This is a genomic window from Solwaraspora sp. WMMD791, from assembly GCF_029581195.1.
Lineage (GTDB): Bacteria > Actinomycetota > Actinomycetes > Mycobacteriales > Micromonosporaceae > Micromonospora_E.
In genome coordinates this window covers 6,501,594-6,526,191 of sequence record NZ_CP120737.1, presented here as the reverse complement: position 1 = coordinate 6,526,191, position 24,598 = coordinate 6,501,594, and the positions used below count along the sequence as shown (strand labels likewise).

At 71.0% G+C, this 24,598-nt stretch carries 20 protein-coding genes; 6 read left to right on the top strand and 14 right to left on the bottom strand.

The genetic code is table 11. The features are described 5' to 3' along the window. Nucleotides 1-76: 76 nt before the first annotated feature. Complete coding sequence (locus O7623_RS29455; RefSeq protein ID WP_282226183.1) at nucleotides 77-1,528, top strand: CAP domain-containing protein; 1,452 nt, start codon at nucleotides 77-79, stop codon at nucleotides 1,526-1,528. Here O7623_RS29455 and mutM read toward each other — a convergent pair. The 8 genes from mutM to rsmD form a co-directional block, all read right to left on the bottom strand. Continuing rightward, the gene (gene mutM / locus O7623_RS29450; protein ID WP_282226182.1) at nucleotides 1,504-2,400 is read right to left on the bottom strand and encodes a bifunctional DNA-formamidopyrimidine glycosylase/DNA-(apurinic or apyrimidinic site) lyase; all 897 of its coding nucleotides are present in this window, start codon (nucleotides 2,398-2,400) and stop codon (nucleotides 1,504-1,506) included. The two genes, O7623_RS29455 and mutM, sit on opposite strands and share 25 nt — an antisense overlap. Further along, nucleotides 2,393-3,274, bottom strand: a complete 882-nt coding sequence (gene rnc, locus O7623_RS29445; protein WP_282226181.1) for a ribonuclease III — start codon at nucleotides 3,272-3,274, stop codon at nucleotides 2,393-2,395. The genes mutM and rnc overlap by 8 nt, the downstream gene beginning before the upstream one ends. Further along, complete coding sequence (locus tag O7623_RS29440; protein WP_282229641.1) at nucleotides 3,271-4,281, bottom strand: phosphate acyltransferase PlsX; 1,011 nt, start codon at nucleotides 4,279-4,281, stop codon at nucleotides 3,271-3,273. Before O7623_RS29440 ends, rnc begins: the two co-directional genes overlap by 4 nt. Nucleotides 4,282-4,393: 112 nt before the next feature. After that, on the bottom strand, nucleotides 4,394-4,567 hold the full coding sequence (gene rpmF, locus O7623_RS29435; RefSeq protein WP_282226180.1) for a 50S ribosomal protein L32: 174 nt from the start codon (nucleotides 4,565-4,567) through the stop codon (nucleotides 4,394-4,396). 5 nt (nucleotides 4,568-4,572) lie between these two features. After that, nucleotides 4,573-5,136: a YceD family protein gene (locus O7623_RS29430; RefSeq protein ID WP_282226179.1), complete on the bottom strand. Its 564-nt coding sequence runs from the start codon at nucleotides 5,134-5,136 to the stop codon at nucleotides 4,573-4,575. A gap of 131 nt (nucleotides 5,137-5,267) precedes the next feature. After that, complete coding sequence (locus O7623_RS29425) at nucleotides 5,268-5,768, bottom strand: hypothetical protein (protein ID WP_282229640.1); 501 nt, start codon at nucleotides 5,766-5,768, stop codon at nucleotides 5,268-5,270. 207 nt (nucleotides 5,769-5,975) lie between these two features. Beyond that, complete coding sequence (gene coaD, locus O7623_RS29420; RefSeq protein WP_282226178.1) at nucleotides 5,976-6,470, bottom strand: pantetheine-phosphate adenylyltransferase; 495 nt, start codon at nucleotides 6,468-6,470, stop codon at nucleotides 5,976-5,978. Beyond that, nucleotides 6,467-7,030 carry a 16S rRNA (guanine(966)-N(2))-methyltransferase RsmD gene (rsmD, locus tag O7623_RS29415; protein WP_282226177.1) on the bottom strand — a complete coding sequence of 188 codons (564 nt, stop codon included), beginning with the start codon at nucleotides 7,028-7,030 and terminating at the stop codon, nucleotides 6,467-6,469. Before rsmD ends, coaD begins: the two co-directional genes overlap by 4 nt. Before the next feature lie 392 nt (nucleotides 7,031-7,422). Between rsmD and O7623_RS29410 the strand changes: the two genes are divergently transcribed. Then, entirely contained in the window at nucleotides 7,423-8,610 is a 1,188-nt protein-coding gene (locus tag O7623_RS29410; protein ID WP_282226176.1) for an LPXTG cell wall anchor domain-containing protein, read from the top strand. A gap of 223 nt (nucleotides 8,611-8,833) precedes the next feature. On the opposite strand, the gene recG is transcribed toward O7623_RS29410, so the two are convergent. Beyond that, nucleotides 8,834-11,092 carry an ATP-dependent DNA helicase RecG gene (gene recG / locus O7623_RS29405; RefSeq protein ID WP_282226175.1) on the bottom strand — a complete coding sequence of 753 codons (2,259 nt, stop codon included), beginning with the start codon at nucleotides 11,090-11,092 and terminating at the stop codon, nucleotides 8,834-8,836. 22 nt (nucleotides 11,093-11,114) lie between these two features. Beyond that, nucleotides 11,115-12,749, bottom strand: a complete 1,635-nt coding sequence (locus O7623_RS29400) for a DAK2 domain-containing protein (protein ID WP_282226174.1) — start codon at nucleotides 12,747-12,749, stop codon at nucleotides 11,115-11,117. Nucleotides 12,750-12,945: 196 nt separating this feature from the next. On the opposite strand from O7623_RS29400, the gene rpmB reads away from it, so the two are divergent. Next, nucleotides 12,946-13,140, top strand: a complete 195-nt coding sequence (gene rpmB / locus O7623_RS29395) for a 50S ribosomal protein L28 (protein ID WP_123600473.1) — start codon at nucleotides 12,946-12,948, stop codon at nucleotides 13,138-13,140. Between the two features lie 126 nt (nucleotides 13,141-13,266). Here rpmB and O7623_RS29390 read toward each other — a convergent pair whose 3' ends face one another. Then, nucleotides 13,267-13,731: a GNAT family N-acetyltransferase gene (locus O7623_RS29390; RefSeq protein WP_282229639.1), complete on the bottom strand. Its 465-nt coding sequence runs from the start codon at nucleotides 13,729-13,731 to the stop codon at nucleotides 13,267-13,269. A gap of 104 nt (nucleotides 13,732-13,835) precedes the next feature. Then, nucleotides 13,836-14,774, bottom strand: a complete 939-nt coding sequence (locus O7623_RS29385; protein ID WP_282226173.1) for a thiamine-phosphate kinase — start codon at nucleotides 14,772-14,774, stop codon at nucleotides 13,836-13,838. 112 nt (nucleotides 14,775-14,886) lie between these two features. Between O7623_RS29385 and O7623_RS29380 the strand changes: the two genes are divergently transcribed. Then, nucleotides 14,887-15,120 carry an Lrp/AsnC ligand binding domain-containing protein gene (locus O7623_RS29380; RefSeq protein WP_123600471.1) on the top strand — a complete coding sequence of 78 codons (234 nt, stop codon included), beginning with the start codon at nucleotides 14,887-14,889 and terminating at the stop codon, nucleotides 15,118-15,120. Then, the gene (locus tag O7623_RS29375) at nucleotides 15,120-15,803 is read left to right on the top strand and encodes a DUF3515 domain-containing protein (protein WP_282226172.1); all 684 of its coding nucleotides are present in this window, start codon (nucleotides 15,120-15,122) and stop codon (nucleotides 15,801-15,803) included. Before O7623_RS29380 ends, O7623_RS29375 begins: the two co-directional genes overlap by 1 nt. A 44-nt stretch (nucleotides 15,804-15,847) precedes the next feature. On the opposite strand, the gene O7623_RS29370 is transcribed toward O7623_RS29375, so the two are convergent. Beyond that, nucleotides 15,848-16,951: a D-alanine--D-alanine ligase family protein gene (locus tag O7623_RS29370; RefSeq protein WP_282226171.1), complete on the bottom strand. Its 1,104-nt coding sequence runs from the start codon at nucleotides 16,949-16,951 to the stop codon at nucleotides 15,848-15,850. 424 nt (nucleotides 16,952-17,375) lie between these two features. Here O7623_RS29370 and O7623_RS29365 point away from each other — a divergent pair, with 424 nt between their 5' ends. Further along, complete coding sequence (locus tag O7623_RS29365; RefSeq protein ID WP_282226170.1) at nucleotides 17,376-17,723, top strand: transposase; 348 nt, start codon at nucleotides 17,376-17,378, stop codon at nucleotides 17,721-17,723. A gap of 622 nt (nucleotides 17,724-18,345) precedes the next feature. Here O7623_RS29365 and O7623_RS29360 read toward each other — a convergent pair. Continuing rightward, on the bottom strand, nucleotides 18,346-24,552 hold the full coding sequence (locus O7623_RS29360; RefSeq protein ID WP_282226169.1) for an RHS repeat-associated core domain-containing protein: 6,207 nt from the start codon (nucleotides 24,550-24,552) through the stop codon (nucleotides 18,346-18,348). Between the last annotated feature and the right edge of the window lie 46 nt (nucleotides 24,553-24,598).

The window sequence follows — 24,598 nt, the reverse complement described above, 5'->3', positions numbered from 1 at the left end:
TCGCATCCCGGCCCATGCGCCCCGGGCGACTCCGGCCCGCGCCGCCGATCACCCTCACCACGCGGAGGAACGTACGTTGTACCGGCGCAACGATCCGGTCGATGGCTACCAACCGGACGGGCCTGTGCCGCCCGCCGCTGGCCTTTCCGGGCACCCTGACCCCGCCTGGGACGACGACCGGCTCGGGCAGGCCTCCTGGCGCGACCATCTCGACCCCGGCTGGCAGCCTGGGCCCGGTCACCACCACGATCACGGCCAGGCCGGACACCAGCCGGCGGGGTACGACCAGGCCGGGTACGAGCTGGCCGGTCGCGACCAGGCGGGGTACGACCAGGCGGGGTACGACCAGGCCGGGTACGAGCTGGCCGGGTACGACGGTTACGGCCAGACGGGCTACGGCCACGACGGGTACGCCCCGCTGCCCACCGCCAGCTACGACGTGGACGCCACCGGCGGTTACGGATACGACCAACCCGGCGGATACGACCACACCGGCAGCGACCACTACGGCCTCGACGCGACCGCCGGATACCAGCTCGACAACGGCGGACACCGCCTCGACCACAGCGGTCACGACCAGGACCACACCGGCGCCCACGACGCCAGCGGGTGGCTCGACGGCGACGACGGACAGCACGACGGCCGGGCCGACGACGACACCGTCGTGCACCGGGCGAGCCGGCGCCGGGGACGGCGTACCGATGATGTCGACGACGCGGACGGACCGGACAGCGGCCGACGGCGGCGTGGTGTCCCCGGACCGGTCGCCCTGGCCGCCCTCGTCGCGGTCCTGCTGGTCGCGATCGGCGGCGGAGCGGCGCTGCTGCGCGGCGGGTTCACCGCCGACACCGGCTCAGGGACCGGCGGGGGCGGGGTCGCGGCCTCGGGCGGCGCCACCGTCACCGACCCGCCGCTGGACACCACCGCTGCCACGGCCGAACCGCAGATCGGCGACCCCGAAGCCCGGGCCGAACTCGGCCCGGCCCCGACCCCCACCAGCGCGCAGCCCTCCTCCGCCGCGCCGCCGCCCGCCCCCGATCCGGTACGCACCACGGAGCCGGCGGCGCCCGCACCGACCCGGACCACCCCTGCCACACCGGCCCGGACCAGCGCAGCGCCGCCGTCATCGGCCACCGGCGGCGGCGGAAACCTGGAACAGCAGGTCCTGGCGATCGTCAACCAGGAACGCGGAGCGAACGGCTGCGGACCGGTCACCATCAACACCCGGTTGTCCGAAGCGTCCCGGTTGCACAGCGAGGATCAGGCCGCCACCGACAACATGTCCCACGAGGGCAGCGACGGCAGTTCACCATGGGAACGTGCCGAGCGCGCCGACTACGAGCACGCGATCGGGGAGAACGTCGCGGCCGGTTACCCGACGGCGGAAGCGGTGATGGACGGCTGGATGAACAGTCCCGGACACCGGGCCAACATCCTCAACTGCGACGCGGTCGCGATGGGGGTGGGTACCGCTACCTCGGCGAACGGCACCCTCTACTGGACTCAGATGTTCGGCGCAGTGGCCTGACGCGCCTGACCGGCTGCTGCCGCCGGCCTGGTCCACGGTCGGGGCTGGCACCGCGGGCAGCTGAACGACGAACGGTTCATGAACGCCTCGCGGCGGATCAGGGCACCGCAACGCCGGCACGGCCGGTCCTGCTGCCCGTACACGTTCAGTGCCCGGTCGAAGTAGCCGCTACGCCCGTTGACGTCGACGTACAGGGCGTCGAAACTCGTCCCGCCCTGGACGATCGCCTCGGTCAGCACGTCGCGTACGTGACCCAGCAGCCGGGTGACCGTCGCCGGGGGGAGGCGATCGGTCGGCCGGGTGCCGTGCAGCCTGGTCCGCCACAACGCCTCGTCGGCGTAGATGTTGCCGATCCCGGAGATCAACGACTGGTCCAGCAACGCCCGTTTGATCTCGGTCCGACGCTGGCGCAGGGCCGCGACGAAGGCAGCATCGGAAAAGTCCGGGTCGAGCGGATCGCGGGCGATGTGCGCGATCTCCGCCGGCAGGTCGGCGCCGCCCGCCGACACGGCCAACCCACCGAACGTACGTTGGTCGACGAAGCGCAGCTCTGGGTCGCCGTCGGCGAACTCGAACCGGACCCGCAGGTGCACCTCGTCGGGTGCCGCCGCCGGCTGTAGCAGCAACTGCCCGGACATGCCGAGATGGCCCACCACCGCATCGCCGGAGTCCAGCGGCAGCCACAGGTACTTGCCACGGCGGCGGACGTCGAGAATCTGGCAGCCGACCAGGGTCGCGGCGAAATGCGCCGGCCCGGGCAGGTGCCGGCGTACCGCCCGGGGGTGCCGGACATCGACGGCGGCGAACCGGCGACCGACGATCCAGCCGGCGAGCCCCCGGCGAACCGTCTCGACCTCGGGCAGCTCAGGCATCGCGCGCCTCATCGGGCTCAACAGATCCACCTGGCTCGGTGGCTCCAGCTGGCTCGGTGGCTCCAGCTGGCTCGGTGGCTCCAACTGGCTCCACCGGCTCAGCTGGCTCAGCCGACCCGCCGGCTCCGGCCGCCGTGACCGGCTCGACCGGTAGCGCCTCGACCATCTGCGCGGACAGGGTCCGCCAGGCGGCTTCGGCGGCCCGCTGCTCGGCCTCCTTCTTGCTGCGGCCCTCGGCTCCGCCGTACCGCTGCTGAGCGACGATCACCCAGGCGGTGAAGGTCTTGGCGTGGTCCGGCCCCGCGTCGTCGATGCGGTACTCGGGCACGCCCAGGCCCAGCGTCGCGGTCAGCTCCTGCAGGCTGGTCTTCCAGTCCAGGGCGGCACCCCGGCGGGCCGACTCGGCCATCAACGGGTCGAACAGCCGGTGGATCACGATCGACGCGGTGTCCAGGCCGTACTGCAGGTAGATCGCACCGAGCAGCGCCTCCAGGGTGTCGGCCAGGATGCTCGCCTTGTCCCGGCCGCCGGTGCTCTCCTCCCCCTTGCCCAGCAGCAGGTACGGGCCGAGGCCGTGCGGGCCGAGCGAGCGGGCGACCTCGGCCAGGGCACGCATGTTGACCACGCTGGCCCGCAGCTTGGCGAGCTGACCTTCGGGCAGGTCCGGGTGGTTGTGGAACAACGCCGAGGTGATCACCACACCGAGCACGGAGTCGCCGAGGAACTCCAACCGCTCGTTGGTCGGCAGACCACCGTTCTCGTACGCGTACGAACGGTGGGTCAACGCGCGTTCCAGCAGGTCGACATCGAACGCGACACCGAACGCGGCCTCCAGGTGGGCCACCGGCGGGCGCGCGGACTGATCGTTGCTCATGGTGACACCTCGTATTGGTCGGCGAGCGTCCGGGCGATGTCGTCGAGGCTTCGGGCGACCGACGCGGTGACCTGCGCCCGGTGCAGGTCGGCGGCGAGCACGATCCCGGAGGCGAGATCCGCCCCGGTGGCCGCCCCGTGGCAGATCACCACGGTGCCGGCCACGCCGAGCAGCGTCGCGGCCCGTGGGGCCAGGCGGCCCGGCTCCGGTCCGCCGGCCATCGCGTACGCGCCCTCGATGCCTTTGAGCAGGACGTTGCCGGTGAACCCGTCGGTCACCACGACGTCGGCGGCGTGACCGAGGGTGACGTCGTGGCCCTCGACCAGCCCGACGTAACGGCCATCGGCGGCCATCGGCGACGTCCGCAGGTGGCTGTCCGCGCCGCGTCGTGCCCGGTCGCCCTTGCCCGGCTCGGCCCCGATCGACAGCAGCCCGACCCGGGGCCGCGCCACGTCGAGGCGGGCCGCCGCGTAGGCCGCGCCGAACAGCGCGTGCTGGGCAAGGGTGGCGGGCCGGGCCTCGACGCTGGCGCCCACGTCGAGCAGCACCACCGGACCGGCGACGGCGGGTACGACAGCGACCAGCGCGGGTCGGCGTACGGTGGGCCAACGGCCCAGGCCGAGCGCGGCGGCGGTGACGATCTCGCCGCTGGAGCCGGCGGAGACCACCGCGTCGGCGGTGCCGTCGGCGACGGCGGCGACGCTGGCGGCGATGGTGCTGCCAGGGCGGGCACCGGGGCGCACCGGATGCGTCGGCGCGGCGTCGGGCCGCCCGGCACCGTCGCGGCCCGATCGGCCGACAGCAGCGATCGGACGTACGGTGATCCGGTGCCGCTGCCCCGTGGGCAGTGCGGCACGCACCTCGTCGGCGACGTCCGGTGGACCGACGAGCAGCAGGTGAAGATCGGGATCAGCGCGGCAGGCACGCAGAGCGCCGTCAACCACGACGGCGGGTGAACCATCCCCGCCGAGGAGGTCGACGGCGATCCGCGAGGTGCCCGGGTCCACGGCGGTGCCGGCCGGGCCAGGCTGGCCGGCCCGTTCCCGGGCCGGCGCACCAGGCGTTCGCCAGTGGGGCCGCGCCGCCCGGTCGGAGACCGGCGGCGTCACGGCGACCGGATCAGACCTCGATGACCTGGCGGCCGTTGTAGGTGCCGCAGACGGCGCAGGCGGTGTGCGGCAGCTTCGCGGACTTGCACTGCGGGCAGTCCACGGTCACCACTGCCGAGGTCTTCCACTGGGACCGACGGGAGCGGGTGTTGCTGCGGGACATCCGGCGCTTGGGAACGGCCACGGTTCTTACTCCTCTTGGCGGGTCAGTTGCGACAGGCCGGCCCATCTCGGGTCGACCTCCTGGTGGCTGTGGTCGTCCGGCAGCTCGTCCCAGTGCACTCCGCATTCGGAGCACAGCCCGGGACAGTCGAGCCGGCAGAGCGGGTTGGTCGGCAGCGCCAGCACCACCGCGTCCCGCAGCGCCGGCTCCAGGTCGATCAGATCGCCCTGCAACCGGCCCACCTCGTCGATGTCGGTCGTCTCGTCCGTGGTGCTGTTCTCGTACGCGTACAGCTCCTGGATGGTGACGGTCAGCGCCTCGTCGATCGTGCGCAGGCACCGCCCGCACTCGCCGGTGACCGGTCCGCTGACCGTCCCGGAGACGAGGACCCCTTCGGAGACCGACTCGAGCCGCAGGTCGAGGCTCAGGTCGGCACCCTCGGGGACGCCGTTCATCTCCAGCCCGAGGTCCGCCGGCGCGGGTACCACCCGGCTCACGGTACGCAACGCGCCAGGGCGGCGCGGCAGTTCCCGGGTATCGAGAACGAGCGGCGACCTGGGGTTGAGTTGGTTCGACGAGTGATTGCGCATAGTCAGACTCCGGCCTGGTAGAGGCCGACAAAGTAGGTTACCCGAGCGGTGGTGGCAACGTCGAATCGGGCCGCCGCTCCGTCTCGGCCGGGCCGGGCCCGCCACCTGGCGGGTACGGCGCGACGACAGGTCTAGAACGGCAGCGGCCGCTCACCTTCCTCGCCGCCGGCGAAGGTGCCGATCTCCCGCAGCGCGTGCATCTTGTCGCGGCCGCGTTCGATCGAGGCCAGCGCCCGGGTCAGGAACTGCTCGAAGTTCGCCAGCGCGGTGTCGACGTAGTCGTCGACCTCGGCCCGCAGCCGCTGCGCCTCGGCACGTGCCTCGGCGACGATGCGGGCACCCTCGTGCTCGGCGGAGACGGTGATCTCGTTGACCGAGACCAGCCGGGCGTGTTCCGCCTCGCCCTCGCTGATGATCCGGTCGGCCTCCCGCTTGCCGGCCTCCATGATCTTGTCCCGCTCCTCCAGCAGCGCGGCGGCCCGGCGGATGTCGCCCGGCAACTCGGCCCGCAGCTGGTCCAGCACACCGATCATCTCGGCCCGGTCGAGCATGCAGTTGTTCCGGGACATCGGCACCGCCCGCGCGGTCTCCACCATCGCGATGATCTCATCGATGCGGTCGAACGGATCCACCAGCATCTCACTCCCTGTTGTCGGCGGGTCGACCCAACATGATGTCAAGGCCGGGCCAGGACGTCATCATCGCAACAGCCGGACCGATCGGCTCTGCCGTCAATGATGCGATTCCGGTGCCGGGCGGTCCATCCCCGCCCCCGGCCCGGCGCGTCGCCCCGCCGACCGGTGAGCTCGGCTCAGCGCTGCCAGACCCACCGCGCGTGGTCAGCTCGGCGCCGCCGGCGGGGTCGTCACCCGCGCGATCAGCCGGTCGTAGACCACGTCAGGCAGGTGGGCCGACACGTCGCCACCCCACTTGGCGACCTCTTTGACCAGGCTGGAGGAGAGGAACGAGTACAGCGGGTTCGTCGGCATGAACAGGGTCTCCACACCGGCCAGGCCGATGTTCATCTGGGCCATCTGCAACTCGTAGTCGAAGTCGCTGACCGCGCGCAGCCCCTTGACCACCACCTCGGCCTGCTGGGTCCGGCAGAAGTCGACCAGCAGCCCCCGGAACGACGCCACCCGCACGTTGCGGTACGTCGCGGTGACCTCGTTGAGCATTGATATCCGCTCATCTATGGTGAACAGCCCCGCCTTGGACTGATTGATCAGGACACCCACGATGACCTCGTCGAACAGCCGGCTGGCCCGGCCGATGATGTCGAGGTGACCGTTGGTGACCGGGTCGAACGAGCCGGGGCACACCGCGCGTCTCATGATCGCCGACCGTACCAAAGCATGGTCTCGCCGTACCGCCGCCCGCGCTCGGCAGTGATGCCTTCCACCCAGCTCAGCGCCGGCCCCCGGGTCGACCGCTCGACCACCACCACGGCGTGCGGGGCGAGCCAGCCGCCGGCGACCAGGCGGGTCAGCACCGTCTGCAGCTCGGCGTCGGTCACCGCGTACGGCGGGTCGGCGAAGACCACGTCGTAGCCGGCTCCCTCCGGCGGCTCGGCCAGCACGGTGGCGACCTTGGCGGCGACCAACCTGGCGTCGGCGGCGGCGCCCAACACGGCGATGTTGTCCCGGATGGTGCGGGCCGCGCGCGGCGCCGACTCCACCAGCAGTACGTGGGACGCGCCGCGCGACAGCGCCTCCAGCCCCACCGCGCCGCTACCGGCGTAGAGGTCGGCGACCCGCGCCCCGGCCAGCTCGGTCATCGCGTCGAGGGCGCTGAACAACGCCTCGCGTACCCGGTCGGAGGTGGGGCGGGTCTGCTCGCCGGGTGGCGCGGCGATGCGCCGGCCCCCGTACCGGCCCGCGATGATCCGGGTCATGGGTGGCGGACTCCTGCGGCGCCTGGTGCGGTCATGTCCCGGACGCTAGCTGATCCTCCGTACCGGCACCGAATCCGACCAGAAAGACACTTTCGAGTCGCTGACCAGCGTTAACAACTGTTGCGAGAGTGACGATTGAGGCGACAAAAACTACCCATGCCGCCAAAGAACAGCACGTTGCGTATATCGATTGTCTCGACTCGACAACATCATCCTTAGCTTGTCCTGTGGGTCACCACGGCACTTCAGGAGCCGCTAAGGTCTGGCGCTGTACCGGTGGGACACGCCGGTCGCACGATGCGGGGAGTCGTCGCACCAGCCACCAGTCAGTCGTTCTCCAGCGGGTGGTCCGCCCCTGCACCGTGCCCTGAACCCCTCACTCAGGAGTACGTGTGAACCGTCTGAAGTCTCCGCTTCGGCGCGCCCTGGCCATCGCGGCCGGCGCGACGATCGGCCTGGTCGGTGCGGTGGTCATGGCCGCCCCCGCCAGCGCCCACTACACCGCGCCGACCGGCAGCGCCTACTGCGACACCACGACCGGGGAGTGGGAGATCACCTGGAGTGTGCGCAGCGAGTGGCACTTCAGGGCGACCAAGTTCCGGCTGAACGCGGTCTACCACACCCCGGCTGACACCACGCTGGACGGCATCGCCCGGACCCCGATCCGGGACGGCTACCCGTACAGCGTCAGGAAGGCCATCGTCGGCACGCAGCGGGTGCCGGGCACCACCACCAAGGCGACGCTGGCGGTCAAGGGCGCCTGGAACGACGGCTACGCCGAGCAGGACTTCCGCAAGGGTGAGATCGAGCTCGGCGGCGACTGCGCCGTCGACACCCCCGAATCGCCGTCGCCGAGCCCGTCGCCGGACGAGTCGCCGTCGCCGAGCCCGTCGCCCGATGTCACCCCGACCCCGGACGTGCCGGACCCGGTCGTGATCCCGGCGGCCAGCTTCCTGTCCGACTGTGAAGGCACCGTCTGGGTGACGGTCAGCAACGGCGAGGACGCCACCGAGTCGGTCGACCTGACCGTCACCGCCGGCGAGTTCTCCGAGACGTACACCCTGGAACCGGGCCAGAGCAAGGACGACATCCAGGTTCCCGGCGACGGCGGCCCGGTCACCGTGACCAACGGTGAGGAGCTGGTGGGCGACCCCTACGAGTGGGTCGAGCCGGAGAACTGCGTCGAGCCGGGCGAGCCCGAGGGCGGCTACGAGTCCACCTGTGACCAGCTGGTCGTCGGCTTCGCCAACCCGGAGGACGGCGAGGCGTTCACCGTCACCCTGACCCCGAGCGAGGGCGACGTCGTGACCGTCACCGTCGAGCCGGGTGTCACCGAGGTCGTCGAGTTCGACGCCGCCGAGGGCTTCGAGGTCCACGTGGTCAGCGAAGAGTGGGAGCTCGACGAGACCATCGCCTGGGAGCTGCCGGAGGACTGTGACACCGGCGGCGAGGGCGGCGGCGAGCTGCCGGTCACCGGTGCCGCCGCGGGCGGGATCGCCGCTGGTGCCGTCGCGCTGCTGGTCCTCGGTGGCGGCCTGTTCTACCTGGCGCGTCGTCGACGGGTCACCTTCACCGCCTGAGTCCGGCCCACCGGGTCGTGACTGACTGACAGCCACCCCCGCACCACCCCTAGGAAGGGCGCCGATCATCCCCCCGGTCGGCGCCCTTCCGCATGTCCCGCGCCGGATCGCGAACCCTCCGGACAGCCCATGATCGCGACGATCTTGCACTTATCGAGGGACAAAGCCGACAAAAGTTCTCGATAAGCGCAAGATCGTCGCGATCATGGGAAGGAAAGACGGGTCAGCCCTTTTCGAGGTACTCGGCGCGTTCGTCGTCGACCAACGCGCCGACCCAGGCCGCCAGCGCCGGATACCGGTCCAGCTGCGGATCGTCGTCGAGCAACGCGATCGCCTCGGCCCTGGCCTGCCCGATCAGCTCGGCGTCGCGCAGCAGCGACAGCAGCCGCAGGTGGGAGCGGCGACCCGACTGGGTGGCGCCCAGGACGTCGCCTTCGCGGCGCTGCTCCAGGTCCAGCTCGGCCAGGCGGAACCCGTCGGTGGTCGACGCGACCGCGTCCAACCGCTCGCGGGCCGGCGTACCCTCGGCGGCGTCGGTGACCAGCAGGCACAGCCCGGCCGCCGTACCCCGACCGACCCGACCCCGCAGCTGGTGCAGCTGCGACACCCCGAACCGGTCGGCGTCCAACAGGATCATCACGGTGGCGTTCGGCACGTTCACCCCGACCTCGACGACGGTCGTGGCGACCAGCACGTCGACGTCACCGGCGGCGAAGGAACGCATCACGGCGTCCTTGACGTCGGCCGGCAACCGGCCGTGCAGCATCTCGATCCGCAGCCCGTGCAGCGGCCCGTCGGCCAACAGCGGCACCACCTCGGTCACCGCCAACGGTGACCGGCGGGCCCCAGGGTCGCCCCCGGCGGCGGGATCGTCGCCGGAAGGCTCCTCGTCGACGCCGGATCCGCCGGCCCCGGACCGTGCGCCGGCCCCGGACCCTGCGGCGTCGCCGATGCGCGGGCAGACCACGTACGCCTGATGGCCGGCGGCGACCTCCTCACGGACCCGCCGCCAGGCGCGTTCCAGGAACGCCGGCTTCTCCGCGGCCGGCACCACGTGCGAGGCGATCGGCGACCGGCCGCCGGGCAGTTGGGTGAGCGCGGAGACCTCCAGGTCGCCGTAGACGGTCATCGCGACCGTGCGCGGGATCGGGGTCGCGGTCATCACCAGCACGTGCGGCGGCTGCTCGGCCTTGGCCCGCAGCGCGTCCCGCTGCTCCACCCCGAACCGGTGCTGCTCGTCGACGACGACCAGGCCAAGGTCGGCGAAGTCGACGCCCTCGTACAGCAGGGCGTGGGTGCCGATCACGATGCCGGCGCGGCCGGCGCGGACCTCGTCCAGGGCGGCCCGGCGGGCCGCCGCGCCCAGCGAGCCGGTGACCAGCGTCACCCGGGTGCCGGCCGGGTCGCCGTCGAGTTCACCGGCCCGGCCGAGCGGGCCGAGCAGTTCCTGGATGCCCCGGTGGTGCTGGGCGGCGAGCACCTCGGTCGGGGCGAGCAGCGCCGCCTGCCCGCCGGCGTCGACGACCTGCAGCATCGCCCGTACCGCGCAGACGGTCTTGCCGGAGCCGACCTCGCCCTGCAGCAGCCGGTGCATCGGGTGCGCGGCGGCCAGGTCCGCGGCGATCTCCTCGCCGATGCGCCGCTGACCGTCGGTCAGCTCGTACGGCAGGCGGGCGTCGAAGGCGGCGAGCAGGCCGGCGTCGGTGCGGGGCCGGGGCCGCGCCGGCCAGTCGGCCGCGCGCAGCTTGCGCTGCACCAACGTCAGCTGTACGGCGAACGCCTCGTCCCACTTGAGTCGCCGGCGGGCCTGGAACAGCTCGACGTCGCTGGCCGGGCGGTGGATCTGCCGCAGCGCCGGGTGCAGTCCGAGCAGGTTGCGGCTGGCCCGTAACCCCGCCGGCATCGGATCCTCGGGTGGGGTGAGCACGTCCAGCACGGTGCGTACGCAGCGGGCGATCACCCAGGTCGGTACGGCGGCCGCCGCCGGGTAGACCGGGATCAGCGCCCCGGCGAACTCCTCCGCACCTTCCTCGGCGGCCACCTCGCCGTCGGCGGCACCGTCGCCGAGCAGCACGTACTCGGGGCCGTTGAGTTGGCGTACCCCCCGAAACTCGGTGACCTTGCCGGCGAACAGCCCCCAGCGGCCCGGTTTCAGGTCCCGTTCGCGCCAGGCCTGGTTGCCGAAGAAGGTCAACGTCAGGGTGCCGCCGGTGCCGTCCTCGACGACCACTTCGAGCAGTTTGCCGCGCCGTTGGCGCATCGGCCGTACGGTGGTCCGCCGCACCTGGCCCAGGACGGTGACCTGCTCCCCCACCTCCAGCGAGCGGATGTCGGTGTGTTCGCCGCGCTGGTCGTAGCGGCGCGGGAAGTGGTAGAGCAGGTCGCCGACGGTGTGCAGGTCGAGGTGGTCGGCCATCGCCTTGGCTGTCTTCGCGCCGAGGTTGACCGTCAGCGGAGTGTCCATCGTGCATGGCTGCGTCATCCGGCCCCCAACAACGGCTGTGTCATTCGATCCCGACCAGCAGCGGAAAGTGCGGCTGGCCGCCGACGACGGTGTGCACCTCGACGAACGGCCAGTGGCGGGCCAGGTGGGCGGTGAGCGCGTCGGCGAGACCGTCGGGGGCCTGCGCGCCGAGGATCAGGGTGGCCAGCTCCCCGCCGCCGCCGAGCAGCTGGTCGAGCAGGTTGCGGCAGGTGCCGGCCAGGTCGGTGCCGATCAGCAGCACCTCGCCCTCGACCAGGGCGAGGACGTCACCGGGGCGGCAACGGCCGGCGACGGTGAGCGCCTCGCGGGCGGCGAGGCAGACCTCGGCGTACCGGCAGGCACCGGCGGCCTCGGCCATCGCGATGACGTCGTCGGCGAAGCGGCGCTGCGGGTCGCGGACCGCGAGCGCGGCGAGGGCCTGCGCCGGGGACCGGGTCGGCACGACGGCGACGGTGACCCCGCCGGATTCGGCCTCGCGGGCGGCGAGCGCGGCGACGGCCTGGGTGTCCGGGTCGTTGGGCAGCACCACGACTTCGGTGGCGCCGGTGGCGCGGACGGCGGCGAGGAGTTCGGCGGTGGACGGGGAACCGCCGACTGCCACGGCGCCTTCGCCGGTGAACAGGGCGGCGAGGCCGTCGCCGGCGGCGACCACGACCGTGGCGCGGCTGGGCGCGACCGGGGGCGCGGCCTGGTCGGCGAAGCGGGTGACCGAGATCTGGTACGGCCGACCGGCGACGACGCCGGCCTCGATGGCGGCGCCGATGTCGTCGACGTGCACGTGCACGTTCCACACCGGAGGGTCGTCGCCGGTGCCGACGACGACCAGCGAGTCGCCGATGCCGGACAGGGTGGCCCGTAGCCGGTCGACGGCGTCGGCGGGCGCCTCGAGCAGGTACTGCACCTCGTAGGCGTACTCGTCGGAACCGGCCTCGCGGACGGTGACCGGCTCGCGGACGCTGACCGGCACGTGGGCGGGGGCGGTCGGCGACGGGTCGGCGGGCGCGGGGCGCGGTGGCGGGTCGGCGGCGTCGGCCACCACGGTGGCCAGGGCGTCGAGCAGCAGGCACAGGCCCCGGCCACCGGCGTCGACCACGCCGGCGCGGGCCAGCGCCGGCAGCTGGGTCGGGGTGGCGGCGAGGGCGTCGCGGGCGGCCGACGCGGCGGCCCGTACCACGGTGGGAAGGTCGTCGGAGCCGGTCCGGTCGGCGGCCCGCGCGGCTGCGGCGACCACGGTGAGCACGGTCCCCTCGACCGGGCGGGCGACCGCCGCGTAGGCGGCCTCGGCGGCGGCGGTCAGCGCTCCGGCGAGGGCCCGCCCGCGCACGACGGCGGTGTCGGTGAGCGCGTCGGCGATGCCGCGCAGGATCTGCGACACGATCACCCCGGAGTTGCCCCGGGCACCGAGCAGCGCGCCCCGGGCCATCAGCCGCAGCACCCGCCCGTGCGAGGTCTGCTCGCCCTCGGAGGAGTTGTCCAGGTCCAGGGCGAGGGCGTACTGCGCCGAGGTGAGGGTGAGGACCAGGTTGGTGCCGGTGTCGCCGTCGGGCACCGGGTAGACGTTGAGCGCGTCGATCTCGCCCTGGTGGCGGCGCAGGGCGGCCAGCCCATCCGCGCACCACCGCCGGACGGCGGCGGCGTCGAGGATGTCCAGCACGGCGCTGAGCCTACTGGGGCCGGCCGACAGCCGCCGCGAAGACGACACCGGGCCGGGTTGCGGCGCTGGCGGACGTACGGCGTCGGGGGCGATTGGTCGGCGGCCGGGCCGATCGGGTAACCTGAGCAGGTTGTCTGGGCGTACCGTGTCCCAGCGACCGGCGACCTGATGAACGACAAATCCCCAGGAGTATCCCGTGGCTAGCGTGTGCGACGTCTGTGGCAAGGGGCCGGGCTTCGGTCACAACGTGCCGTGGTCGAAGAAGAAGACCAACCGCCGGTGGAACCCGAACATCCAGACGGTGCGCACCCCGGCCGGTGGCGGCAACACCCGTAAGGTGAACGCCTGCACCTCCTGCCTGAAGGCCGGCAAGGTGGTCCGGGGCGCCTGAGCGCGCCACCCGCGATCCGACACTTCCGTAGCCGCCGGACCCACCCGGGTCCGGCGGCTACGTCTGTCACCGACCGAGTCTGTCACCGCATGACCGGTGCGGGTCGACCAGTCGGCGGTGTACGGGTCACCAGCCGCTGGTGAGCACCCGGCCGAAGGAGAGGCAGCCCGGCGAGTCCCGGTAGTAGCCGAAGTTGGGGATCCGGGCGTACCCGCAACTGCGGTAGAGCGCGATCGCCTCGGGCTGCTTGTCGCCGCACTCCAGGATGACCCGGCGACGGCCCTGACTGGCGGCGGAGCGTTCGACGGCGGCCAGCAGCGCCCGCGCCACCCCCCGGCCACGGGCGGCGTCGGTGACGTACATCCGCTTCAGTTCGGCGTCCTCGCCGGAGGTGCCGTGGCTGCGCCAGCCGGCGCAGCCGACCGCCTGCCCGTCGAGGTGGGCGAGGAGGAACGCCCCGCCGGGCGGGTCGAAGTGGGCCGGGTCGACCGGGGTGTCGTCGCCGCTGCCGCCGTACCGGGCGCCCAGATCGGCCAGGGCGGCGGTGACCAGGCGTTGCGCGACGGAGTCGGTGAAGCGGACCCGGCGAATCTCGACGCCGGTGGAGAGCAGTTCAGTCACGGGTAAAGGGTAGTGCGGCCGGCGAGCGGTGCTGCCGCCCGTCGACGGCGGGCGCCCTCGGCGCACGTGTCGGCTCAGCGGAAGTGCTCCCAGCCGGGGGCGCCCTGGTACGGCTGGCCGTCGATGGTCACCCCGGCGCCCTTGACCACGTGGCCGACCCGCCGCCACCCCTTCGGCAGCGGCAGATCCTCGGGGAACGTCGCGGCCAGGGCGTGATCGTCGCCACCGCCGAAGATCCACTGGTACGGGTCGACGCCGAGCGCGTTGGCGGTGTCGCGCATCTGCGGCGGCACCTCGAACGCCTCCCGCCGCAGGTCGATGCCGACCCCGCTGGCGGTGGCGACGTGGCCCAGGTCGGCGATCAGCCCGTCCGAGATGTCGATCATGGCGCTGGCGCCGACGTTCGCGGCGGCCGGTCCGGCGGCGTACGGCACCTCGGGGCGTCGATGCGCTTCCACGAGCAGCTTCGGTGACCGGAAGCCCCGGGAGAGCACCGTGTAGCCGGCGGCGGCGTAGCCGAGCCGGCCGGCGATGGCCAGCACGTCCCCGGCGTGCGCGCCGCTACGCAGCACCGGGGCCGCGCCGTGCAGGTCCCCGAGGGCGGTCACCGCGATCGTCAACGTCGGGCTGGCCGACATGTCACCGCCGACGACGGCCGCACCGACCTTGGCGGCCTCGTCGGACAGGCCGACGGCCAGGTCCTCGGCCCAGCCGGCGTCGGTCTCCGGCGGGGCGCAGAGCGCCACCAGCAGCGCGGTCGGCACCGCCCCCATCGCGACGATGTCGGCGAGGTTCGCGGCGGCGGCCCGGTGGCCGACGTCGACCGCGCTGGACCAGTCCCGCCGGAAGTGCCGGCCCTCGACGAGCACGTCCGTCGAGGCGACCACCCGGTTGTCGGTGCTGGCCACGACCGCCGCGTCGTCGCCGGGGCCGAGCAGCGTGGCGGCTCCCGGGTGTAGCCGCGCGGTGACCCGGGAGATGAGCCCGAATTCACCCGCCCGTGCCACATTCACCGGTCCACCTCGTTCATCATCGTCTCCACTCGGGCACCGTCATGAATCCGGCCTGCTCCGTACGGTAGTTTCACGTTCGGGCCGCTCCCGGGCGGCGGATAGGAGTCGGGTCGTGGTCCAGGCATACATCCTCATCCAGACCGAGGTCGGAAAGGCACGCGACGTCGCTGACGCGATCGCGGACATCTCCGGCGTGGTCCGGGTGGACGCGGTGACCGGGCCGTACGACGTGGTCGTGCTCACCGAGGCGCATACCGTGGACGAACTCGGGACGATGATAGTCAGCCGGGTCCAGATGGTGCCGGGCATCACCCGCACCCTGACGTGTTCGGTGGTACGACTGTAGTGAACGACCAGCTCAACCCCACTGCGCCCGAAACGGCGGCAGACGATCCGCCGGTCGCGGACCAGCCGGCGACCGGTGGCTCTGCTGCAGGCGGGCCGGACCGCACCACCCGGCAGGCGGCGATCTGGGCCACCGTGGTGGCCCTGCCGTTGACCGTCATCGTGGCGCTGGCCGCGTTCAGCCAGCTCAACCGGGCCGGCTCCGCCGACGGGCAGCCGGCCGGTGCCGACCCGTCGCCCTCGGCGTCGGCGTCCGTCGCGCCGGTGCCGACCACGCCGGTGCAGATGGCCGCTCCCGCACTGGACGACCGCGCCGAGGTCGTCTGCCGGGCGTTGCTGTCCCAACTTCCCGGTACGCTGCGCGACCTGCGCCAGCGGCGGGTCAGCGACGGCGCGGAGCAGAACGCCGCGTACGGCGAACCACCGATCACCGTCGCCTGCGGGGTGCCGCCCGCCGAGTTCGCCCCGACGGACCTGGTGTACGCGCTCGACGGGGTCTGCTGGCACGCCGCCGAGCAGCCCGACGCCACCGTGTGGACCACCGTCGACCGGGAGATTCCGGTGCGGGTGAGCGTGCCCGGGGCGTACGACGAACCGGGCCAGTGGGTGGCCGCGTTCGCCGACACGCTGATCGAGACCGTGCCCAGCGACGCGGACGCCGCCCCGCGCGGCTGCCGCGCCTGATCCCGGTCCTGCCGGGCTCGGTCCCGGCCGCCGGGTCTAGGCGGTCAGCGCAGCCCGGTCCCCCGGTTGAGCGCGGTACGGATCAGCCGGTCCACCAGCTTCGGGTACTCCAGGCCGGCCGCCGACCACATCCGGGGGAACATCGACGTCGGCGTGAAGCCCGGCATCGTGTTGATCTCGTTGAGGTAGATCTGGTTGTCGTCGGTGACGAAGAAGTCGACCCGGGCCAGGCCGGCGCAGTCCAGCGCGGTGAACGTCCGGCAGGCGTAGTCCTGCACCTGCCGGGTGACGTCGGCCGGCAACGCCGCCGGGATGTCGTACTCGCAGGAGTTGTCCAGGTACTTGGCCTCGAAGTCGTAGAACTCGTGGTCGGTGACCACCCGTACCTCGGCCAGCAGCGACGCCTCGGGGCCGCCGCCGGCCTCGCCCTCGATCACCCCGCACTCGACCTCGCGGCCGACGATCGCCGCCTCGACCAGCACCTTCGGGTCGATCTCCCGGGCGGTGGCGACCGCGGCGTCCAGGTCCGCCCAGTCGGAGACCTTGGTGATGCCGTACGACGAACCGGCCCGGGACGGCTTGACGAACACCGGCAGGCCGAGGCGCTCCTTGTCGGCGTCGCTGAGGCTCACCCCGGCGCGCAGCACCGCGTACGGTCCGGTCGGAATGCCCTCGACGGTGGCCAGCTTCTTGGTGAACTCCTTGTCCATCGCGGCGGCCGAGGCGAACACCCCGGCCCCGACGTACGGGATGCCGGCCATCTCCAGCAGCCCCTGGATGGTGCCGTCCTCGCCGTACGCGCCGTGCAGGGCGGGGAAGACGACGTCGACGCCGGCCAGGGCGGCCGCCGGGCCGTCGGCCGGGTCGAGCACCATGATCCCGTTGCCGGTCGGGTCGGCGGGCAGCACCACGGCCGCGCCGGACCGGTCGGTGATTTCCGGCAGTTGCCGGTCGGTGATGGCCAGCTGGCTGCCGTCGCCGGAGGTGAGCACCCACCGGCCGGCGCGGGTGATGCCGACCGGGACGATCTCGTACTCGTCGGTGTCCAGGGCGGCGAGGATGCTGCCGGCGCTGACGCAGGAGATCGCGTGCTCGGTGCTGCGGCCGCCGAAGACGATGGCGACGCGGGTCTTCCGTACGCTTGTCACAGGGGTGCCTTTCACTCGCGGCCTTCACACGCGCGCCAGGCAGAGTCAGGGGGACGCCCGGCGGTACGCGGGTTCACGTCTTCGCGCTCACGCGGCTGACCCTACTCTGCGTACCGACTCAGCGTGCCCTGACCGGCCCTGCTTCCTCCCGACGATGCGCTGTGTGACCGGCAGGTAGCTGACGACTCCGACCACCCCGTGCGGCAGGATGCGGTACGGGTCACGCCGCCGTCAGCCAGAAACGAACTCCGCCTCGACACAGTTGTTCTGTCCGTTGCTCCGGCTCGACGTGAACCACCGGGCCGCCGGGATCTCGCCAGCATTCATGGCCCGTCTTCCCCATCGCTTCCCTGATCGCCTGCCTCGACGCCTACTCCTCCAGCGAAGCATCACCAGAAGTGCCGAATACTCCCTCGTACCGGCCATGTGCGATCTGTTCGGGGTGCCAATGTCGGTCGGCGCGGTCGCCGCCGCTCACACCCACGCCGGGGACGCCCTGGCCGACTCGGAGTTCGTCGACCAGGTCCGCGACGCGCTGACCAGCGCGCCCGTCGTGCACGCCGACAAGTCCGGGCCGCGGGTCGCCGGCAAGCCGCACTGGGTGCAGGTGGCCACCACCGGCAAGTACACCCTCGTCTGGGTACATGCCAAGCGCGGCCGGGCCGGGATCGACCCGTCTCTGCTGGCCAAGCAACCTGGCTTGTTCCGCCGGCCGCCCTGGTCGCGGTCAAGGACCACCAAACGCAACCGTCCAAGACCCGGAAACGCCTGATCAGTCACAATTCAACAAGGCTAACGAAATGACCTGAGCCAAGGTCATTCGCTACCGGCTCCGAGGTCCACCACCCGGATCACCCACTCAAGACTGCACTACGCTCTCCACCGCAATACGGCCAAGAGTAGACATGTGACGACACGACATCTCCTTTGTGACAGATGTCGGGATAGCTAATCTACACTGCCGCACACCCGCTATCTACGCTGCAGCATTCCCCTCTCGGACCGATGATGCGGAGCGATCACGAACCTCGGAAAACCAAAGAGTATCACCGTCCAATACAGCAAGACACCCAGGAGCATCAAGGCGAGAGACGCAAGGATGAATAACTGAGCCCAGAAGGGAGGACTACCCGACTCGGTTGTCGACAAAAATAGAAGAAGCGAGGCAACCGCCAGGAAAAATCCGGTAAAAAAAACCACGGGGGTAGCCCTGACATGCCCCCGACGAAGACGCTCTGATCGATACCAGATCGCAGCAGTTTGCCATTCATACGCGCTCGATTTACCTCGCCAATGCCGATGTACAGCTATTGGCGTCAGAGTGAGCGTCAGGACAAAAAACGCCACAGCAAGCCAAATCATTATACGGAAAACCTCCATCCACGAACAAATTGCTAGTCGTTGTCAAACCAGCTTCTGGTCCAATCATACGGCCTCCAACCGAAAATTCCGCCGTCAGACTCAGCCCACTGATTAAGCGTGGCACCCGCAGTGGCCCCGGCATATCCACCAACTGCACCAAAAGCGGGACTACAAACCACCACAAACGGTCCACATGCAGCACCCGCCGCCACACCTATCGAGGCACCCGCTACGCCTAGCCCCGTCTCAACTCCCGCTTTTACGATCGAGGTCGACAAGTCGTCACCGTCGACATAATAGCCGGACGCAGAGATCAAGAACCCCACTCCAATCAGCGTCCGCCCCGCTCCGCGAATCCATGGATTCTTACCAAATTCTCCAACCTTGCCTATGATCGGATATTTCTTGAGGAGATTCATCCGCCGCGCGGCAGCCGAACGTTCCGCCGCGGTCTCACCCCATCGCATTGCCCGAGACGCTTCTCTCCTTGCGTCGGCTGTACTCTTGGCCGCACCCGCCACAGCCCCACCAACCGCGCCAATGCAAGCACTTTTTGCGAAACCGCTGGCAACATTCGAGCATATCGCTGGAGGGATATTTGCAGGCTTTTCGGAATCAGGCTCTTTCGACTCAGGCTCCGAGCTGACGACTTTCCACTTCTTTCCGGATGAGGTATAGGTAACTTTCTGCTTCTTCTCTTTCCAGAATTTTTCCTCTTCAGCTCCACCCCCAGTCGTGGCGAGTGGTTTGAGGCCGGTGGGGTCGCTGAAGCTGGTGGGGTTGTTGTTGCCGTAGGCGTATGCGTTGAGGGTTTGCGGGTCGCCAGGGTTGACCAGTGGGTCGACGGAGATGAACCGGCCGAGGGTGGGGTCGTACTGGCGTGCGCCTATGTGAGTGAGGCCGGTAGGGTCCTTGGTGCCTCCGACGAAGCCCTTGTCATCCGGCCAGAGGGTGGGCGCGGCTCCGCGGGTGTCGCCGAAGGGCAGGGTGCGGCGGCGGGTGAGGTCGTGGGTGGCGGGGTCAATGCTGATCTGGTTGGTGCCGTGGTGGTCAGGGATCAGCCAGGTGAGCCCGGTGACGGTACGGACGGCGACGGTGGCACCGCCGTGCTGGTAGTGGCGGGTGCCGTCGACCTGGCCGTTGCTGGCGGTCCGGCGAAGCTCGGTGTGGCCGAGGTAGAGGGTGGCGCCGGTGGTGTCACGGCGCAACAGCCGGGTGCCGTCGGCGTCGTAGACGTACGAGGTGTCGAGGTCGGGTTCGCTCGTGGTGGCGAGGCGGCCTTCGGCGTCCCAGGTGAGGGCCTGGGTGACGCCGTCGACCGTACGGCTGCTGGTGTGCCCGCCGGGTGTGTAGGCGAACGTGTCGGTGCGGGTCGTGCCACCGGTGTAGGCGACGCCGGTGACCGCGTGGGGCCGGGGGCTGCCGGCGGTCGGGTACGTGGAGGTGGCGGTCGTGGTGCCGGTCGCGGACCAGGTGGTTTCGGTCAGCCGGTTGCCCGTGGCGTCGTAGGTCCACGCCTGCCGGTACGGGTCGGCGCCGGTGCGCTGCGGGGTGGTGCAGGTCGGGGTGGTTTCCGTCCACGCCTGGGTCAGCCTGCGGAGGTGGTCGTAGGTGAAGCACTCGGCCTGGTCGGCGACGCCCGCCGTGGTCCCCGCCATCGACGTGATGTTGCCGACGGGGTCGTAGGCGTAGCTGGTCGTCGCGGCGTCGTTCCAGGCGTCGGGGGTGGTCGGGTGTTCGGTGTCGACCTGGGAGGCGGCGAGACGGCGGGTCGCCGGCTCCACCGGGGAGGAGACCCGGACACGGGTGTCGCCAGCGCCGAGGATGCGTTGGGCGATGCTGCCGTCGTAGTGGTAGCTGGTGGCGGAGACGTACGTGTCGGCTGCCGAACCGAGCGTCGTCGGCAGACCCGACGCCGCGTGGTAGCCGTACGTGAGGGTTTCGGCGGGCAGGCCGCCGATCGCGGGCAGGCTGGTGGTCGCCGGTGCGCCGTTGTCGTGGTACGTGTGGCTGGTGGTGTAGGTGCCAGCCAGGCCGGTCTCGGCGGCGGGGATGGTGACGGTGGCACCGAGCGGCCGGTAGCCGTCGTCGTAGCCGGTGACCGAGGTGGTGTACGCGTCGCCGCCGACGTGCCGGGTCGACGAGGTCGGCAGGCCGAGCTCAAGGCTGTCGTACGTCCACGATGCGCGCAGCGCGCCAGTGGAGGTGTCGTCGCGCATCTCGGTACGGCGGCCGAGGTTGTCGTAGCCGTACCAGAGGGTTTCGCCGCGGCCGTCGGTCGTCGTCACCAGCTGGCCGGCGTTGTCGTAGGTGCTGCTCGACGTGCCGGCGTCGGGGTCGACGGTGCCAACCCGACGGCCGAGCAGGTCGTAGGTGTAGGTCCACTGGTTACCGACGTGGTCGGTGACGGTGGTGAGCCGGTCGGCGCGGTCGTAGCCGTAGGTGGTCTGTTCGTACGTTCCGGTGGGTGTGGTTCCGGTGTGCTGGCGTAGTACGGTCTGCCGGCCGCGTGCGTCGAAGAGTGTGGTGGTGGCGGTGCCGCCGGTCGGCGGGTCGACGGTGACCCGGTCGCCGTCGTAGCCGGTGACGGTCTCCCACTGCAGCGTGTTCGCCGACCACAGCTGTGACCGGGTGGGGCGGCCGACACCGTCGTAGAGAGTCCGGCTCTGGGTCTCGATCACGGTGTCGGCGAAGGTGACCAGGGTGCCGGTCGGGCCGGACGCGTTGTTGTAGAACGTCGACGTCTTGGCTTCCAGGCCACGCACGTCGTACTGGGTGTCGGAGATAGTGCGTTTGCCGTCCGGCGCGGTGACCTGGGTCTGCCGGGGACGCAGCAGGCCGTCGTAGATCTCGTAGCTGTCGATCTGGTTGCCGTTCGGACCCAGGACGCGAGAGCGGATGTGACTCGGCGCGGACTTGGTGATCGTGTACGCGTACTCCTGGTCGGGGGTCGCGGACGTGGCCCGGCCCGGAGCCCACACCTTGGTGAGCCGGCCGAGCGGGTCGTACTGGCCGGTGGTGACCTTGCTGTTGGCGTCGGTGACGGTCAGGGGCAGGCCACGGCGGGGGTCGAGGGTGGCGGAGGTGTCGTGGGTGAGGGGGTTGGTGGTCGTGATGGCGGTCGTCGGGGCACCGACCGCCGGGGTGTAGGCGGTCGTCGTGGTACGCCCCAGCGCGTCCGTCGTCGTCAGCTCCCGCCCATGGTCGTCGTACGTGGCGGTCGCCGTGGTCAGGTAGGTGGCGGCGGTGCCGTTGTGCGACTGCGCCTGGTCGGACCTGGTGACCAGGCCACGGGTCGGTGCGGTGCCGTGGGCGGTCGCACCGTCGTAGAACAGGCGGGTGTCGGACAGCAGGTCTGCCGGGTAGGTCGGGGTGGCCGCGCACGAGGTGCCGACCGTTTCGACCCGTGACGGGGCGTCGATCAGCCACGGGGCACCGGTGTTGCGGGCGTAGATGTAGCGGGTGCAGACGTCGTCCGAGGTGGTGGAGATGTCGCCCTGGTCGTCGGAGGTGAGCAGGGTGCCGTACGTGGTGTCCCAGGTGTCGACCGTACGGGTCTGCCGCCAGGTGCTGTTGTGCGCCAGCCAGGTGAAGTTGTTCGTCGTGGTGACCCGGGCGATCACCGATTCCCAGTTCGATGGTTCGGCGTGGATCGGGTTCTCCACCCGGGAGGACGTCTGGGTACCCCACACGTGCTGGATCGTCCGGTTCAGCTGCTGCCCGCCAGGGGAGGCGAAGTCGATACGTTCGTAGAGGAACCCGGCCCGCCACCAGTCGTCGCCGTGCACCAGCCCGTCCGTCCCGGTCAGCGTCACGACGCGGGTGCCCTGACCGGCGTCGGTACGGTCCCGGTGCATTCCCCGGAAGTACAGGTAGCGGGACTGCGTCTGCTGCCCGCTACCGGTGCCGGTGGTCACCGTGACCGTCGGCCAGCCGCGGAAGTCCGACCAGGTCCGCAGTGGAAGCGAGCGGGACCACACGTCGGCGTCGTTGTGATGCCACAGCACCGTCGACGACACGCCCGCCGTGGAGTAGGCGTAGCTGTGCGTCACCGCCGGGGATCCGCCGACCAGGTCCCGTTCGACGACCTGGGTCACCCGGTACTTGTTCCACCACGACCAGCCGGCCGGCGAGCCGTCCGGCTTGTAGTACTGCGGGAAACACCGCTTCGAGTTGTGATCGGGGTCGGCCTGCGAGGTCACCGTGCAGTCCGAGCCCTCGTACGTGATCTCGATCCGCCCACCCGACTCGGTGTTGATCTCGGTGATCCGGTACTTGTTCGTCACCGGCACCGCTGCCGACACGTTGTGGTCGGTCCGGTTCGCGTACCGGGTGCCACCGAACGTCACCTGCGGCAGCGCGGCCTGACCGCCGGCGAGGCCCGTCTGCTGGATGCCGGTCAGCCACAACGACGGCGGGTTCAGCTGGTTGGATTCGTTCGTCCCCGGGAAGCTGTGGCTCAGGTCCCACCGGTCCACGTCCTGGTAGGCACTGCTCACCCGCACCTGCGTCGTGACCGACGTCAACCGCTTGCTGGTGAAATACGACGGACCGATGTTGTTGTTACACGGCAGCGCGGTGCACTGCATGTCCCACGGCGTGTCCGGCCAGCTCGACGTGTTCGGCGTACTCCCGCTCCAGCACGACGTCAGGCAGCGGTCGCCCACGTCGAACAGAACCCGCATCGGCGGGTTCACCGCGTCGGCCTCGCCGCCGGCCCGGGTGCCGTACTCGATCCGCCGCAGCACGCTCCCCCGGTCGTACTGGACCTGAGCGGTGCCGGTGCCGGTGATGCCCGCCCGGTTCAGCTCCCGGTCGTACCAGTACGACATCGAGTTGCCGTGCGCATCGACGACATAGTCCAGATTCCACCGGTACGCCAGAAAGCATCGTGAATAGAGAAAGCCGGTCGGCTGGTAGCACGGCTCCCACGTGTGGTTGGAGAAGACCGCCTGCCCCATCACCGAGTTCGTCTCACGGTCCCCGGTGTTCCACCCCGGCAGCCGTTGCCGACCGAAGTAGAACTGCGTGCCGTCGGTCGTGGTGAGCCGCCACGCCTCGCCACCCTCGGTGTAGCCGTGCTGGCTGGGCAGCAACTCGATCCGGGATCCGTCGTCGCCGGCGAGCCGCCACTTGCCGTCAGTGTCACTAAGGACGATCTCGGTCGACTGGCCCTGCCACACGAGCTTCGCGTTCGGCTCCCGCCAACACGGGTCCGGTGTCGCGTTCGTGTAGTGCGCGGGAAAGCCTTCCAGGTCGTCGCTGCAGGTGCGGTACGACCGCTCGATGAACCCCGGGTTGAAGTCCCAGCCTTCACCGATCCATGACGGCTGCGAGTTCTCCCCGTTCGTCCGACCGTCCACCGCCGCCGACGAGTACCCGAACGCCACCTCCGGCTCCAACCCGCCCGGTGCCGGCGGAACACTCAACGGATACGACCAGGAGAACCCACCACCGGACTGCCCGGCCTGCCACGACGCCGACTGCGCCAACGACGTCCGCTTGAACGACCCCGTCTCGCTCTCACCGGCCGCCAGCAACGCCAACGTCACGCCGCCGCTGCTGCCGCTGCTACCGGCGGCTCGGCCAGCGTCCGCCTCGGCCGACGGCAGCTCCACCTCGGCCGCGATCCGTCCCGCCACCGGATCGTTACGCGACCCGAGCGGTGTCGGACCGGCGCAGGTCGGATCCTGGGTCTCGATCAGGGCGCAGTCCGACACCTGCACCAGCCGCAACCGGGACGCCCACGCCGCCCCGAACGCGCCGGCGAACTGCGAGTAGTCCAGCTCCAGCCGTACCGCCGCACGATCCGACGCAGCAGCCTCCTCCACGGCCGCGACCCGCACCACCAGCGCCAGCCCGGCCGCTGCGGCCTCGCCTGGATCCGCCACCTCCACCCGTACCCGGCCTGGCACCCGCGACGTGTCCGCCCACGCTTCCCGCAGCCGGCCCGACAACACGTCACCCGCCGGGACCGGCGCCGACAACGCCACCGGCAGTCCGCCCACCTCCACCGCCGCCGAACCGCCTGACAGGTCCGCCACCACGGAGTCCGCGCGTGGCCACACCGGCGGTTGTGGCGTGAAGTCCGGCAGCGACGGCTCATCGGTCTCGGCCGGCGTGTGCTCCCGCACCGCCACGGACCGCTGGGCGACCTCCGGCTCGGCTGCCGTCCCGGTCGGCGCCGCCACCGCCTGCGGAGCAGCCAACGCCGAGGCCACCACCACGAGCGCCGTCACCCCGGCAACCCGCCGACGCGCACCCGACAACCAGGACCGGTGGACC

What these genes read in the sequence shown, in the direction of transcription:
- recG (WP_282226175.1), bottom strand. Translation starts at nt 11,092, where the DNA reads ATGACGCAGCCATGCACGATGGACACTCCGCTGACGGTCAACCTCGGC.
- O7623_RS29365 (WP_282226170.1), top strand. Translation starts at nt 17,376, where the DNA reads ATGTGCGATCTGTTCGGGGTGCCAATGTCGGTCGGCGCGGTCGCCGCC.
- rsmD (WP_282226177.1), bottom strand. Translation starts at nt 7,030, where the DNA reads ATGACCCGGATCATCGCGGGCCGGTACGGGGGCCGGCGCATCGCCGCG.
- rnc (WP_282226181.1), bottom strand. Translation starts at nt 3,274, where the DNA reads ATGAGCAACGATCAGTCCGCGCGCCCGCCGGTGGCCCACCTGGAGGCC.
- O7623_RS29430 (WP_282226179.1), bottom strand. Translation starts at nt 5,136, where the DNA reads ATGCGCAATCACTCGTCGAACCAACTCAACCCCAGGTCGCCGCTCGTT.
- coaD (WP_282226178.1), bottom strand. Translation starts at nt 6,470, where the DNA reads ATGAGACGCGCGGTGTGCCCCGGCTCGTTCGACCCGGTCACCAACGGT.
- mutM (WP_282226182.1), bottom strand. Translation starts at nt 2,400, where the DNA reads ATGCCTGAGCTGCCCGAGGTCGAGACGGTTCGCCGGGGGCTCGCCGGC.